The sequence below is a fragment of the Streptomyces sp. NPDC096176 genome, assembly GCF_044763255.1.
Classification (GTDB): Bacteria; Actinomycetota; Actinomycetes; order Streptomycetales; family Streptomycetaceae; genus Streptomyces.
Map to the genome: position 1 here is coordinate 20,672 of NZ_JBIWFV010000004.1, position 14,705 is coordinate 35,376.

Below are 14,705 nucleotides of genomic sequence, written 5' to 3' on the forward strand. Positions count from 1 at the left end.
GTGCGTCCCCTGCTGTCGAGCGGGGCAGGAAGAGTCACCTATCTGGGTGATGAGGGCCAGCAGGGGCCGGGAAGAAGAGCCGTCGACGGGGCACGAGGTGGACGGCCGACGGGGGAGGGAGCGCACCCCGATGGGGGACGTCGCACGTATCCTGTGGGCGTCCCGAAGACTACGAAAGCGGCCTGCCATGCGCGTGTACGTCCCCCTGACCCTCCCCGGTCTCGCAGCGGCGCACGAGGCGGGCGAGCTGGGCCCCGGACCGCTGGCCGCGTATGCCGTTACGCCCGGGTTGCGCGAGTGGTACGTCTCCGACGACATCGAGGAGCTGGAGTACGCCGCGTTGAACCGTGCTGCCGCCGCGTCGCTGCGCCTGTTGGCCGGTGCCCCGGAGGCGGCCAGGCGGCGTGTGGTCGTGGCCGTCGACGTGGCGGACCAGGACGCGGTCGCCGACCCCGACAGCGTGCTCGACGCGAGCGCGCTCGGTGAGGTGCGGATCGCCTCGGCCGTGCCCTTGGCCAAGGCGGCGGCCGTGCACGTCGACGCCGACGACGCCGTGGACGACGTGTCCGCCGCGGTGGACGCGCTCGGCGCCGCCGACCACGGCGACGACGACGCGCAGTTCACGGTCGACGGAGCGGAGGACCACGAGCTGCTCTGGTTCGGCGTGCAGGAGATCCGGAACATCGTCGCCTGACCGCCTGACCGCCTGACCGCCTGACCGCCTGACCGCCTGTGCCCGGCGTTGTCGTACCCCGCCTGTACGGTTTTCGGCATGGTGAAGACGGGGAACCGCAGCGCTCATCTGGTCTGGGACTGGAACGGCACGCTGCTCGACGACATCAGCACCGTGATCGCGGCGACCAACGCCGCCTTCGCGGAGACAGGCCTCGCGCCGATCACGCTCGAGCGCTACCGCGAGCTGTACTGCGTGCCTGTCCCGCGGTTCTACGAGCGGCTCATGGGGCGCCTTCCGACGGACGACGAGTGGCTCGTCATGGACGCCGCGTTCCACAAGCACTACTGGGCACGGGCCGACGCGTGCGGTCTCGCGGCGGGGGCCGCCGAGCTGCTGGTGCGGCGGCAGCGGTCGGGGCTGACGCAGTCCCTGCTGTCGCTCGCCCCCCATGAGCATCTGATACCGGTCGTGCGGCGTCACGGCATCGAGGAGCGGTTCGTCCGGGTCGACGGCCGGGTCGGCGCGTCGACGTCCGGCAAGGCGGAGCACATGGTGCGCCACCTCGCCGGCCTGGCGGGCGTGAGCGCCGAGCGGGTCGTCGTCATCGGTGACGCGGCCGACGACGCCGTCGCGGCAGCCCACGTCGGTGCGAAGGCGGTCCTCTACACCGGGGGATCGCACAGCCGGGCGAGCCTGAAATCGGTGGGGGTGCCGGTGGTGGACACGCTGGAGGAGGCCGTGGCGGTGGCGGAGGAGCTCGTCGCCTGATGCCGCGTGGCGCTCGCGGCGCCAGCGGCCGGCACCGTAGGCGCCTCGGCGCTCCGGCGCCCGCCCTCGGCCCCGCCGGTGTCAGGCTCGCGGCCGACGCCGACAAACGCCTACGTCGCCGGCGCCGTCGCCCGCAGCACCTTGAGGAACTCCCGCATCCAGGCCGGATGGTCCGGCCAGGCACGCGAGGAGACCAGTGAGCCGTCCACGACCGCCTCGATGTCCTGGAACGTCGCCCCGGCAGCCTGCATGTCCAGCTCCAGCGCGGGATAGGACGTCACCCGGCGCCCCTCCAGGCCACCGGTCGCCGCCGTCAGCAGCGGCCCGTGGCAGATCTGTGCCACGGGCTTGTCGGAGTCGAAGAACGCCTTCAGAATCTTGCGGAGCTCGGGGTCGTTGCGCAGGTACTCGGGCGCGCGTCCGCCGGGGATCACGATGGCGGCGTACGCACCCGGGTCGACCTCCGAGAAGGCCAGGTCGGCCTGCCAGGTGTAGCCCGGCTTCTCCGTGTACGTGTCGAAGCCCGGCTCGAAGTCGTGCACGACGAACTGCAGCTTTTTGCGGGCAGGGGCCGCGATGTGCACCTCGTACCCCTCCTCCAGCAGCCGCTGGTAGGGGTAGAGGACCTCCAGGGACTCGGCGGCGTCCCCGGTGACGATGAGGATCTTCGTGGTCATGGCTGCTCCCGGTGGTTGCTTGCCAAGAGGGCCTGTGTCGCTGTCCAGAGTGTCAAACTTCGGGCCCCGCTTTTGTACACATACGGCTCATGACGGGTCGGGGGTGCGGGGAGATAGCCTGGGGGCGTGATCAGCGCGATATGCCGTGGGGGCAGCGAAGCCCCCGGCCCTCGCCCGGAGCGCTACAGCGCCCGGGCTCTCGCTGACCCTTCCCGTCCGGCCGGCCAGACCGAATTGGCCGATATCGACTCGGACGACTCTCATCGCGGCATAACGTCGACTGCGAACGGACACCCCGTGTCGCGGCGATTCGTCGCATCTTTCACCTACGTCACGCAACGGCGCGCGACAGGAGCCAGAGGACATGCAGACCAAGCTGGACGAAGCCAAGGCCGAGCTGCTCGCACGGGCCGCCCGGGTAGCTGAGAACAGCCCGGCCGGGGGGCACCTTCCGACTGGGACCGAGCAGGGAAAGCGTCCCGACCGGGACACCCTCCTCACGTACCTCCAGCGCTACTACCTGCACACCGCCCCGGAGGACCTGACCGGTCGCGATCCGGTCGATGTCTTCGGTGCGGCACTTTCCCACTACCGGCTCGCCGAAAACCGTCCCCAGGGCACGGCGAACGTCCGGGTCCACACGCCGACCGTCGAGGAGAACGGGTGGACCTGCAGCCACTCCGTCGTGGAGGTCGTCACCGACGACATGCCCTTCCTCGTCGACTCCGTCACCAATGAGCTCTCCCGCCAGGGCCGTGGCATCCATGTCGTGATCCATCCGCAGGTCGTCGTCCGGCGCGACGTGACCGGCAGGCTCATCGAGGTGCTGCCCTCCGGGACGACCGCCAAGGACCTGCCGCACGACGCCCTCGTCGAGTCCTGGATCCATGTCGAGATGGACCGCGAGACCGACCGCGCCGACCTGAAGCAGATCACCGCCGATCTGCTGCGTGTCCTCTCCGACGTCCGCGAGGCCGTCGAGGACTGGGAGAAGATGCGCGACGCCGCGCTGCGCATCGCCGAGGACCTGCCGAACGAGCCCAAGGCCGACGACCTGCCCGACCAGGAGGTCGAGGAGGCGCGTGAACTGCTGCGCTGGCTCGCCGCCGACCATTTCACCTTCCTCGGCTACCGCGAGTACGAGCTCACGGACGCGGACGCGCTGGCCGCCGTGCCCGGCACCGGTCTCGGAATACTGCGCTCCGACCCGCACCACAGCGAGGACGAGACCCACCCGGTCAGCCCGTCCTTCAGCCGGCTGCCCGCCGACGCGCGCGCCAAGGCCCGTGAGCACAAGCTGCTCGTCCTGACGAAGGCCAACAGCCGCGCGACGGTGCACCGCCCGAGCTACCTGGACTACGTCGGCGTCAAGAAGTTCGACGCCGAGGGCAACGTCGTCGGCGAGCGCCGCTTCCTCGGCCTGTTCTCGTCCGCCGCGTACACCGAGTCCGTGCGCCGTGTGCCCGTCGTGCGCCGCAAGGTCGCCGAGGTGCTGCAGATCGCCGGGTTCTCGCCCAACAGCCACGACGGCCGCGACCTGCTGCAGATCCTCGAGACGTACCCGCGCGACGAGCTGTTCCAGACCCCCGCCGACCAGCTGCAGGCGATCGTCACCAGCGTGCTGTACCTCCAGGAGCGCCGCCGGCTGCGGCTCTACCTGCGCCAGGACGAGTACGGGCGCTACTACTCCGCCCTCGTCTACCTGCCGCGCGACCGCTACACCACCGGTGTCCGGCTGCGCCTGATCGACATCCTCAAGGAGGAGCTCGGCGGCACCAGCGTCGACTTCACCGCCTGGAACACCGAGTCGATCCTCTCCCGTATCCACTTCGTGGTCCGGGTGCCGACCGGCACCGAGCTGCCGCACCTCACCGACGCCGACACCGAGCGGATCGAGGCCCGGCTGGTGGAGGCCGCCCGCTCCTGGGCGGACGGCTTCGGCGAGGCGCTGAACGCCGAGTTCGGCGAGGAGCGCGCCGCCGAGCTGCTGCGCCGCTACGCGGGCGCCTTCCCCGAGGGCTACAAGGCCGACCACTCGCCGCGCTCCGCCGTGGCCGACCTCGTACGCCTCGAGGAGTTGACCCACTCCGAGAAGGACTTCGCCCTCTCGCTGTACGAGCCGGTCGGCGCCGGCCCCGGCGAGCGGCGCTTCAAGATCTACCGGACCGGTGAGCAGGTCTCGCTGTCCGCCGTGCTGCCCGTGCTGCAGCGACTCGGCTGCGAGGTCGTCGACGAGCGCCCGTACGAGCTGCGCTGCGCGGACCGTACACACGCCTGGATCTACGACTTCGGGATGCGTCTGCCGCGGACCGCCGCGGGCGGCGACTACCTCGCCGACGACGCCCGCGAGCGCTTCCAGGACGCCTTCGCCGCCGTATGGATGGGTGAGGCGGAGAACGACGGGTTCAACTCGCTGGTCCTCGGCGCCGGGCTCAACTGGCGCGAGGCGATGGTGCTGCGCGCCTACGCGAAGTACCTGCGCCAGGCCGGTTCGACCTTCAGCCAGGACTACATGGAGGACACCCTCCGTAACAACGTCCACACCACCCGGCTGCTGGTCTCACTCTTCGAGGCCCGGATGTCGCCGGACCGCCAGCGGGCGGGCACCGAGCTGATCGACGGCCTGCTCGAGGAGGTCGACGGCGCGCTCGACCAGGTCGCGAGTCTGGACGAGGACCGCATCCTGCGTTCCTTCCTCACCGTCATCAAGGCCACCCTGCGCACCAACTTCTTTCAGCGCGCGGGGGACGGAAGCGGCAAGAAGGGCAAGGAGACGGCGGCCGGCGCCGCGCACGGCTATGTGTCGATGAAGTTCGACCCGCAGGCCATCCCCGACCTGCCCGCGCCGCGCCCGGCGTACGAGATCTGGGTGTACTCGCCGCGGGTCGAGGGCGTCCACCTGCGCTTCGGCAAGGTCGCGCGCGGTGGTCTGCGCTGGTCCGACCGGCGTGAGGACTTCCGTACGGAGATCCTCGGCCTGGTCAAGGCGCAGATGGTCAAGAACACCGTGATCGTGCCCGTCGGCGCGAAGGGCGGATTCGTCGCCAAGCAGCTCCCGGATCCGTCCGTGGACCGCGACGCCTGGCTGGCCGAGGGCATCGCCTGCTACAAGACCTTCATCTCGGCGCTGCTCGACATCACCGACAATTTGGTCGCGGGCGAGGTCGTCCCGCCGGCGCAGGTCGTCCGCCACGACGAGGACGACACGTACCTCGTCGTCGCCGCGGACAAGGGCACCGCGTCCTTCTCCGACATCGCCAACGAGGTCGCGCTCGCCTACAACTTCTGGCTCGGCGACGCGTTCGCCTCCGGTGGCTCGGCCGGTTACGACCACAAGGGCATGGGCATCACCGCACGTGGTGCGTGGGAGTCGGTGAAGCGGCACTTCCGCGAGCTCGGCCACGACACGCAGACCGAGGACTTCACCGTCGTCGGCGTCGGCGACATGTCCGGTGACGTGTTCGGCAACGGCATGCTGCTCAGCGAGCACATCCGGCTCGTCGCCGCCTTCGACCACCGGCACATCTTCATCGACCCGAATCCGGACGCGGCCGTCGGATACGCCGAGCGCCGCCGGCTCTTCGATCTGCCCCGCTCCTCCTGGGCCGACTACAACAAGGACCTGCTGTCGCACGGCGGCGGCATCCACCCGCGCAGCGCCAAGTCGATCCCGGTCAACGCGGCGATGCGCGAGGCCCTCGGCATCGAGCCCGGCGTCTCCAAGATGACCCCGGCCGACCTGATGCAGACGATCCTCAAGGCCCCGGTCGACCTGCTCTGGAACGGCGGCATCGGCACGTATGTCAAGGCCGTCGGCGAGTCGAACGCCGACGTCGGCGACAAGGCCAACGACGCCATCCGCGTCAACGGTGAGGACCTGCGCGTCCGTGTCGTGGGCGAGGGCGGCAACCTCGGCTGCACCCAGCTGGGCCGTATCGAGTTCGACCGCAGCGGCGGAAAGATCAACACCGACGCGATCGACAACAGCGCCGGTGTGGACACGTCCGACCACGAGGTCAACATCAAGATCCTGCTCAACGGCCTCGTCGCGGACGGCGACATGACGGTCAAGCAGCGCAACCAGCTGCTCGCGCAGATGACCGACGAGGTCGGCGCGCTCGTGCTGCGCAACAACTACGCGCAGAACACCGCGCTCGCCAACGCCGTCGCCCAGTCCCCCTCGCTGCTCCACGCCCACCAGCGCTTCATGCGGCGTCTCGAGCGTGACGGCCACCTGAACCGGGCGCTCGAGTTCCTGCCGACCGACCGCCAGATCCGTGAACTGCTGGGCCAGGGCAAGGGTCTGAGCCAGCCCGAGCTGGCCGTTCTCCTCGCCTACACGAAGATCACGGTGGCGGAGGACCTGATCGGGACGGAGCTGCCGGACGACCCGTATCTGCGCCGCCTGCTGCACGCGTACTTCCCCAAGCCGCTGCGCGAGACGTTCGGCGACGCGATCGACGCGCACGCGCTGCGCCGCGAGATCGTGACGACGGTGCTCGTCAACGACACGGTGAACACCGGTGGTTCCACCTTCCTGCACCGGCTGCGGGAGGAGACCGGGGCGTCGATCGAGGAGATCGTGCGGGCGCAGACCGCGGCGCGCGAGATCTTCGGTCTCAGCGGGGTGTGGGACGCGGTCGAGGCGCTCGACAACAAGGTCGCCGCGGACGTCCAGACCCGTGTCCGGCTGCACTCGCGCCGCCTCGTGGAACGCGGTGCGCGCTGGCTGCTGGGCAACCGGCCGCAGCCGCTGGAGCTCGGGGGGACCATCGAGTTCTTCGCCGACCGTGTGGAACAGGTGTGGGCGGCGCTGCCGAAGATGCTGCGCGGTGCTGACCTGGACTGGTACCAGGGCATCCTCGACGAGCTCACCGGGGAGGGCGTCCCGGAGGATCTCGCGCTGCGGGTGGCCGGATTCTCCTCCGCGTTCCCGACGCTCGACATCGTGGCCATCTCGGACCGCAGCGGCCAGGACCCGCTGGCGGTGGCCGAGGTGTACTACGACCTCGCGGACCGGCTCTCCATCACGCAGCTGATGGACCGGATCATCGAACTGCCGCGGGCCGACCGCTGGCAGTCGATGGCCCGCGCCTCCATCCGCGAGGACCTGTACGCGACGCACGCGGCGCTGACGGCGGATGTGCTGACCGTGGGCAACGGGACCTCGACGCCGGAGGAGCGGTTCCAGGCCTGGGAGCACGAGAACGCGGCGATCCTGGGCCGGGCGCGGGCGACGCTGGAGGAGATCCACAGCTCGGACACGTTCGATCTGGCGAACCTGTCGGTGGCGATGCGGACGATGCGGCAGCTGCTGCGTACGCACAGCTGACGGGCCATGCCCTTGGGCGGCGGGCCGGGTCGTGCGTATGCGCGGCCCGGCCCGCCGTTGTTTCCGGGCGCGGCCGGTCCAGGTACGTACGGGGTCCTGCCACAGGCCGCGACAGACCCGTCAGGGCCTGTCGCGGCGGCGCGGGAACCAGCTTGTGGTGCGGGGGTCCTGTGTGCGGTGGGCCGATGCCTTGGTCGCCGCCCGGCCGATGGCCGTCACCGACGACGCGAGCCGCTTCGGCAGCCAGCCTGTGAAGTCCGGCGGCCCGCACATCTCGGCCACCTCCGACCCCGACGGGCGGTCCTCCGGGCGGGCCGCGAGGGTGGCGGTGAGTAGCCGGCGCAGCTCCGGCGGGTGGGCCGACAGGTCCGGCGGCTCGCGGTCGGTACCGGCGATGCGGGTCGCGACGACGAGGCCGCCGCCCTCCCCGTACGGATGGCGTCCCGTGGCCGCCTCCGCGGCGACCAGCCCGAGAGTGAACACGTCGGACGCCGGGGTGAGTCGTCTGCCGAGGGCGTGCTCGGGTGACATGTACTTCGGCGTGCCGACCATGCGGCCGACGGTGGTCAGCACGGATGTACCGTCGGCGGCGCGTGCGATGCCGAAGTCGAGCAGCCAGGGCCCCTCGGCGGTCAGCAGGATGTTGCCCGGCTTCACATCGCGGTGGATGAGGCCGGAGGTGTGCACGGCGTCCAGCGCGCGGGCAGCGCCCGCGGTCAACCGCAGGACGCACGCCGGCGGCAGCGGCCCGAAGTCGACGAGTGCCTCGTCGAGCGGCAGCCCCGGCACGTAGAGGGTCGCGAGCCAGGGCCGTTCCGCTTCCGCGTCGTGGTCGACGACCCGCACCAGGTGGGGGCCGTGGACCCGTCGTGCGGCTTCGACCTCGCGCGCGAACCGCCGGCGGAACTTCTCGCTCTGCGCGTGCTCGCGGCGGATCAGTTTCAGGGCGACGGGCAGCGTGCCGGCACCGCTGTCGCGGGTTCGGGTGAGGAAGACCGTGCCCATCCCGCCCTCGCCGATCCGTGCCTCGAGCGGGTATCCGGCGATCTCGCGCGGATCGTCGTCCCGCAGTGGTTCAGGCCCTCGACCGCCCACTGCCCACCCCCACCATCCCCGTCGGCGTCCGGCACGGGAGCCTACCGCGCGGCCTTCCTGACGGCCCTGGCTCCGGTGAACTCCTCGTACGCCGCGACGACCTCCTTCGCCGGGCCGTCCATTCTCAGGGTGCCTGCCTCCAGCCAGAGAGCGCGGTCGCAGCTCTCCGTGACGGTCGAGTTGCTGTGGCTGACGAGGAACACCGTGCCTGCCTCCTGCCGCAGTTCGTCGATGCGTTCGCGGCTGCGGCGGCGGAAGCGCGCGTCGCCGGTGGACAGCGCTTCGTCGATCAGCAGCACGTCGTGGCTCTTGGCGGCGGCGATGGAGAAACGGAGCCGTGCCCCCATGCCGGAGGAGTACGTGCGCATCGGAAGGGAGATGAAGTCGCCCTTCTCGTTGATGCCGGAGAAGTCGACGATGTCGTCGTAGCGGTCGTGGATCTGCGCGCGGGTCATACCCATCGCGAGGCCGCCGAGGACGACGTTGCGCTCGCCGGTCAGATCGGACATCAGGGCGGCGTTGACGCCGAGGAGGGACGGCTGGCCCTGCGTGTACACGGTGCCCTTGGCCGTGGGGAGCAGCCCGGCGATGGCCTTGAGCAGGGTGGACTTGCCCGATCCGTTGGAGCCGATGAGGCCGATCGCCTCGCCTCGGTACGCGGCGAAGCTGACGCCCTTGACCGCGTGCACCTCCCGCACGCCGGGGGTGGCCCTGCGGGAGACGATGCGGCTGAGTGCGGAGGCGGCGCTGCCCCGGCCTGTGCGGCCGCCGTTGACCTTGTAGGTGATGTGGACGCCGTCGACGACGACGGTGGGGGTGGGTTCGTCGGTCCGGTTGTCAGCCACGGCCGTAGCGCTCCTCAGCCTTCCAGAAGTACAGGAATCCGCCGGCGGCGCAGAGCACGGCCCAGGCCAGGGCCACGGCCCAGACGTGCGGCGGCAGCCGGTCGGCGGTGAACGAATCGATGAGCGCGAAGCGCACGAGGTCGATGTAGACGGCCGCCGGGTTGTACTGCAGCGCGAGGGCCACCAGGTGCGGCAGGTTCCGGTCGCCGACGACCTTGTCGACCGACCACATCACGCCCGACGCGTACATCCAGGTGCGCAGCAGGAACGGCATCAGCTGCGACACGTCGGGCGTGTGGGCGGCGATCCGGGCCATGGCCATCGACAGGCCGGTGTTGAAGCCTGCCTGCAGCAGCAGGGCGGGGACGGCGAGCAGCCAGGAGGCGGTGGGGAACTGGCCGAATCCGACGAGGATCACGATCAGCGCGCCGAGCGAGAAGAGCAGTTGCTGCAGCTGCTGCAGCGCGAGTGCGATGGGCAGGGCGGCGCGCGGGAAGTGCAGGGCTCGCACCAGGCCGAGGTTGCCGGAGACGGCACGGGTACCGGCCGTGATCGAGTTGGCCGTGAAGGTCCAGATGAAGACGCCGGTGACCAGGAACGGCACGAAGTCGGGCACGTGGTCGGCGGTGCCGAGCAGCACGCCGAAGATGAGGTAGTAGACGGCGGCGTTGAGCAGCGGGGTCATCAGCTGCCAGAGCTGGCCGAGGCGGGCCTGGCTGTACTGGGCCGTGAGTTTGGCGGTCGCGAACGCGCTGATGAAGTGGCGGCGCGCCCACAGTTGGCGGACGTACTCGGGGAGGCTGGGGCGCGCCCCGCTGACGGTCAGCCCATGACGTGCGGCGAGCGCGGCGAGGTCGGTGGGGCCCGCGGGGGCAGGGGAACCCGATGGTCCCGCGGGGCCGGTGGAGCCCGCCAGGCCCGTGAGTTCGGCGGCGGTCGCTGTGGTCACGGGGACTCGCTTTCCGGGGTGCGGTCACAGGCGGACAGTGGCCCCGGTTCGATGGAACGGGTCCGTATCGTCGCTACGGCGAGAGTAGGACGACCCAACGTCGGAACGCAACCGTTCCGTCCTTGCGGCGTATGCTCCTGCGCATGACGACGGACTCCAGAAGCCCACGACGCGCCCCCGCAGGAGCAGCCGTGCTCCGAGAGGATGTGACCGACGCCATCCGGGGCGCCGTCTTCGAGGAACTCGCGGCGGTCGGATTCGCCCGGATGTCGATCGAGGGCATCGCGCGCCGGGCGGGAGTCGGCAAGACGGCGGTCTACCGGCGCTGGAAGTCCAAGCTCTCGCTCGTCCTCGACCTGGTTTCCGCCTTCGCCGCCGACGGGCTGCCCGCACCGGCCATGGGTTCGCTGTACGGGGACGTACGAGCGCTCCTGGAAGTGGCCGCGCACGCCCTGCGGCACCCCGTGGCCTCGCAGGTCATCCCCGATCTGCTCGTCGAGGCGGCGCGCAACCCCGAGATCTCGGACGCGATCAAGGCGGCGCTGCTGGACAGTCAGCGGGGCGTGGCCGCCCTCATGGTCCGCGACGCCGTGGAGCGGGGTGAACTCCCCCGATCGACGGACCCGGACCGGGCGTTGGACGTGATCGTCGGGCCGCTGTACTGGCGGCTGGTCGTGGTGCGGGGCGAGCTGCCGGAGGGGTACCTGGACGAGCTGGCGCGGGGAGCGGTGGCGGCACTCCAGGCGTGAGGGTGGGCTTGGACGCACGTTCCCGCCTGCGCCGTCCCGGTGCCGGGGCGTCACCCGGACGGGGGAAGGGGGGTGACCCCGCTGCGGTGGGCGGGTTGTTCTCCGCAGCAACCCCACGCTTCTTGAATGGACGTGCCCACCATGCCGCTTCGGCTCAGCGTCGTCGTTCCCGTGTACAACGTGGAGGACTTCCTCGAGGAGTGCCTGAGCTCGCTCGCCGAGCAGAGCCTGCGTGAGCTCGAAGTCGTCATGGTGGACGACGGATCCACGGACGGGAGCGCGGCGATCGCCCGGCGGTTCGCGGACGAGGACGAGCGGTTCAGGCTCGTCTCACAGGAGAACGCCGGACTCGGCGCGGCCCGTAACGCCGGCACGCGCGAGGCCCGCGGCGAGTTCCTGGCATTCGTCGACAGCGACGACATCGTGCCACCCGACGCGTACGGGAAGATGCTCGGCGCGCTCGACGCCTCGGGTGCCGACTTCGTCAGCGGGAACGTGAGCCGGCTGCGGGCGAGCGGCAGGATCCAGCAGTCACCCATGTTCCGCGAGCCCATGGCCACATCCCGTGCGGCCACACACGTCACACGGCACTGGCCGCTCCTCTACGACCGGATCGCCTGCAACAAGGTGTTCCGCAGGGAGTTCTGGGACCGGCATTCCCTCGACTTCCCCGAGGGCGTCCTGTTCGAGGACATCCCGGTGATCCTTCCGGCGCACTTCCTCGCCGCGTCCGTCGACGTCCTGCACGACACGGTCTACTTGTGGCGTGACCGGGACGGGTCGATCACCACACGGAGGGCGCGCCCGAACGCGGTGCGCGACCGCACCACGTCGGTCACCTCGGCGCGCGACTTCCTGGCACGGGAGCCCAAGTGGGCCGAGGGCAGAAGGCGTTACGAGAGCAGTGTGCTGAGCAGTGACCTCTGGCTGTTCATGGAGGCGCTGCCGGAGGGCGACATCGAGTACCACGAGGCCTTCATGAAGCACGCCGGTGCGTTCGCGGACTCCGCCGACCCGGCCGTCCTCAAGGCGCTTCCGCTCCATTTCCGCGTCAAGTGGCAGCTCGTACGGGAGCGCCGCGTGGCCGAACTGCTCGACCTGCTCGCCTTCGAGAAGAAGCACGGGCGGGACGCGTTCCGACTCCGGGGGCCGCGAGGTCGACGCGCCGAATACCCCGTTCTCACCGCACCGCTGCCGCGCGGTGTCGACCGGCCGGCCCCCGGCGATCTGCCCGTGATGTCCGACATCACGGGGGCGGAGTGGCGTGACGGCAAGCTGTACCTCAAGGGCTACGCGTACATCCGCAACCGCCCGGCGGGGGAGCGGCGCCCGCTCACCCTGGGCTGGCTGCGGGCCGGCAGGCGGCGGGTGGTGCCGCTGCGGCTGCGCGCCGCCGACGCGCCGGAGGCGACCGCCGCCTCGCGGCAGGGGCTGCACTGCTACGACCGGGCCGGTTTCGAGACCGTCGTCGATCCCGCACGGCTCGACGGCCCGACCGCCACATGGAACCTCGAGGTCGGCGTCTTCGGCGGTGGAACGCTGCGCCGCGGGCCGCTGCGGATGCTCGGCAACCGCGCCGCCCCTGCCGTCCACCACGTCCGTGACGATCTGCGCGTCGTGCCGGTGCTCAGCGGCGACAAGTTGCGTTTGAGGACGGAGAAGGTCGCCGCGCTGTGCACCGGGCACACGGGCACATCCGACGGGCAGGTACGCATCGAGGGCGCCGTGCTGGACGGCAGAAGCGCGGCCAAGGCTTTGTGGCTGGAGAACCGGCACACCCAGGAGCAGCTGGAGCTGCCGGTACGGACCGCGGAAGGCGGCGCGTTCGCCGTGGAAGTGGCCGTGGACTGCCTCGGCGGCGCCCCTTGGACGGTCCGCCTCCTGCGCGCCGACGGCAGCCGGGTGCCCCTCGCGACGCGCGACACGACGCCCACCGGCCGCTACCCGTTCGGTGACCGTGACATCGCCGTCGGCGCCGACGCGTCCGGCAACCTCGTCCTGTCCGACCGGCGTGTCCAGCCTCTTGTCGACACGTTCGCCTGGGCGATCCCCGGCGAGCTGGTCATCGAGGGACGGTTCAACGCATCCGCTTTCGAGGACGCCGAGTTGGTGCTGCAGCACAGCAGCACCCATGAGGAAGCCGTCGTGGGGCACGAGCGCCAGGGCGACGGCCGCTTCCGCGCCGTCATCGCGCCAGGGGCCGTACACGGCCCCGGAGGCGAGCTGCCGCTCGCCGAGGGCCGCTGGTATCCGTTCTTGCGTGAGCGCGGTGAGAGCGACCCGGAGCAGTACGCCCCGATGCGGCTGGCGTGCGCCACGCACTCGACCGTGCCGGCCGTGCAGCACGTCCGCGGAAGGGACTTCACCCTCACGCGCCGCTACCATGATCAACTCGTCCTGGAGTCCGGTCCGGTGCTGCCGCTCCATGAGCGGGGCGGCTTCAACGAGCGCCGGATGCGGGACAGGTCGGCCGGCCTGCGGGTCAGGCCGCGCCGCGACACCGTGCTCTTCAGCAGCTTCGACGGCCGCCAGTTCTCCGACTCGCCCCGCGCCCTCCACGAGGAACTGCTGCGCCGCGACACCCCGTTCGAGCCGCTGTGGGTCGTACGCGACCAGCAGGCACGCCTGCCCGCCGGGGTGCGCGCCGTCGCGTACGGCGGCGCGGAATGGCACGAGGCGCTGGCGACCAGCCGTGCGGTGGTCACCAACACCCAGCTGCCCGACTGGTTCGAGCGCGGCACGGACCAGTTCGTGGTGCAGACCTGGCACGGCACGCCCCTCAAGCGCATCGGACGGGACCTGCTCGGCACGGCCCAGGCCAACCACGCGTACATCGAGTCGCTGCCTGGACGCGCCGCGCAGTGGAGTCTGCTGGTGTCGCCCAACCGCTTCTCCACCCCGATCCTGCGGCGCGCCTTCGGCTACGACGGGGAGGTGATCGAGTCCGGCTACCCGCGCAACACCCTGCTGCACGCGCACGACCGGGCGAAGGTCGCCGCCTCCGTGCGCGAACGCCTCGGCATCCCCGAGGGGAAGCAGGTCGTCCTGTACGCGCCGACCTGGCGCGAGGACCGCCCCAAGGGCGGAGGACGCTATGCGCTGGACCTGCGGCTCGACCTGGCGGCCGCACGCGCCGAACTCGGCGACAGCCATGTCCTGCTGGTCCGCAGGCACTATCTCGTCGGCGACCGGCTGCCGGACACGGGCGGCTTCGCGCTCGACGTCTCGCGCTACCCGGACGTGGCCGAGCTCATGCTGGTCAGCGATGTGCTCGTCACCGACTACTCCTCTCTGATGTTCGACTTCGCGCAGACCGGCCGCCCGATGGTGTTCCACACGTACGACCTGGAGCACTACCGGGACTCCCTGCGCGGCTTCTACTTCGACTTCGAGACCAAGGCGCCCGGACCGCTGATCCCGGGGGGCGTGGAACTGGTCGAGGCACTGCGCGACCCGGCGGGCGCCACGGCGCGGCACGCCGAGGCGTACGAGGCGTTCCGCCAGGTGTTCTGCGATCTCGACGACGAGCACGCGGCCGCGGCGGTGACCGACCGGATGCTCGAGGCGATCGGCTGACGCCGCCGTACGGGTGATTCACGCGCCGGGCAAGTGCC

At 70.8% G+C, this 14,705-nt stretch carries 9 protein-coding genes; 5 read left to right on the top strand and 4 right to left on the bottom strand.

Going from position 1 to position 14,705, the window contains the following annotated elements; genetic code table 11:
- Positions 1–187: 187 nt before the first annotated feature.
- Positions 188–694, top strand: a complete 507-nt coding sequence (locus ACIQ7Q_RS11915) for a DUF6912 family protein (protein ID WP_403859227.1) — start codon at positions 188–190, stop codon at positions 692–694.
- Between the two features lie 78 nt (positions 695–772).
- Positions 773–1,444 carry an HAD family hydrolase gene (locus ACIQ7Q_RS11920; protein ID WP_403859229.1) on the top strand — a complete coding sequence of 224 codons (672 nt, stop codon included), beginning with the start codon at positions 773–775 and terminating at the stop codon, positions 1,442–1,444.
- A 110-nt stretch (positions 1,445–1,554) separates the two neighbouring features.
- Here the strand turns inward: ACIQ7Q_RS11920 and ACIQ7Q_RS11925 are convergent, their stop codons facing one another.
- The gene (locus tag ACIQ7Q_RS11925; protein ID WP_403859231.1) at positions 1,555–2,121 is read right to left on the bottom strand and encodes a DJ-1/PfpI family protein; all 567 of its coding nucleotides are present in this window, start codon (positions 2,119–2,121) and stop codon (positions 1,555–1,557) included.
- Between the two features lie 364 nt (positions 2,122–2,485).
- Here ACIQ7Q_RS11925 and ACIQ7Q_RS11930 point away from each other — a divergent pair, with 364 nt between their 5' ends.
- The gene (locus tag ACIQ7Q_RS11930) at positions 2,486–7,453 is read left to right on the top strand and encodes an NAD-glutamate dehydrogenase (RefSeq protein ID WP_403859233.1); all 4,968 of its coding nucleotides are present in this window, start codon (positions 2,486–2,488) and stop codon (positions 7,451–7,453) included.
- A gap of 120 nt (positions 7,454–7,573) precedes the next feature.
- On the opposite strand, the gene ACIQ7Q_RS11935 is transcribed toward ACIQ7Q_RS11930, so the two are convergent.
- From ACIQ7Q_RS11935 to ACIQ7Q_RS11945, 3 genes are read right to left on the bottom strand one after another with little or no spacing between them, the layout of a single operon-like run.
- Entirely contained in the window at positions 7,574–8,548 is a 975-nt protein-coding gene (locus ACIQ7Q_RS11935) for a serine/threonine-protein kinase (protein ID WP_403859235.1), read from the bottom strand.
- Positions 8,549–8,589: 41 nt separating this feature from the next.
- Positions 8,590–9,393 (bottom strand): ABC transporter ATP-binding protein, encoded by an 804-nt coding sequence (locus ACIQ7Q_RS11940; RefSeq protein ID WP_403859237.1) that lies wholly within the window; start codon positions 9,391–9,393, stop codon positions 8,590–8,592.
- Complete coding sequence (locus ACIQ7Q_RS11945; RefSeq protein ID WP_403860505.1) at positions 9,386–10,309, bottom strand: ABC transporter permease; 924 nt, start codon at positions 10,307–10,309, stop codon at positions 9,386–9,388. The genes ACIQ7Q_RS11940 and ACIQ7Q_RS11945 overlap by 8 nt, the downstream gene beginning before the upstream one ends.
- Before the next feature lie 176 nt (positions 10,310–10,485).
- Between ACIQ7Q_RS11945 and ACIQ7Q_RS11950 the strand changes: the two genes are divergently transcribed.
- Together ACIQ7Q_RS11950 and ACIQ7Q_RS11955 are read left to right on the top strand one after the other, a co-directional pair.
- Positions 10,486–11,091: a TetR/AcrR family transcriptional regulator gene (locus ACIQ7Q_RS11950; RefSeq protein ID WP_403859239.1), complete on the top strand. Its 606-nt coding sequence runs from the start codon at positions 10,486–10,488 to the stop codon at positions 11,089–11,091.
- Positions 11,092–11,232: 141 nt separating this feature from the next.
- Positions 11,233–14,667 carry a CDP-glycerol glycerophosphotransferase family protein gene (locus tag ACIQ7Q_RS11955; protein WP_403860508.1) on the top strand — a complete coding sequence of 1,145 codons (3,435 nt, stop codon included), beginning with the start codon at positions 11,233–11,235 and terminating at the stop codon, positions 14,665–14,667.
- Positions 14,668–14,705 lie beyond the last annotated feature (38 nt).

Excerpts from the sequence above, each read along its gene's own strand:
- ACIQ7Q_RS11955 (WP_403860508.1), top strand. The coding sequence starts at position 11,233 with ATGCCGCTTCGGCTCAGCGTCGTCGTTCCCGTGTACAACGTGGAGGAC.
- ACIQ7Q_RS11915 (WP_403859227.1), top strand. The coding sequence starts at position 188 with ATGCGCGTGTACGTCCCCCTGACCCTCCCCGGTCTCGCAGCGGCGCAC.
- ACIQ7Q_RS11925 (WP_403859231.1), bottom strand. The coding sequence starts at position 2,121 with ATGACCACGAAGATCCTCATCGTCACCGGGGACGCCGCCGAGTCCCTG.
- ACIQ7Q_RS11930 (WP_403859233.1), top strand. The coding sequence starts at position 2,486 with ATGCAGACCAAGCTGGACGAAGCCAAGGCCGAGCTGCTCGCACGGGCC.
- ACIQ7Q_RS11920 (WP_403859229.1), top strand. The coding sequence starts at position 773 with ATGGTGAAGACGGGGAACCGCAGCGCTCATCTGGTCTGGGACTGGAAC.
- ACIQ7Q_RS11950 (WP_403859239.1), top strand. The coding sequence starts at position 10,486 with ATGACGACGGACTCCAGAAGCCCACGACGCGCCCCCGCAGGAGCAGCC.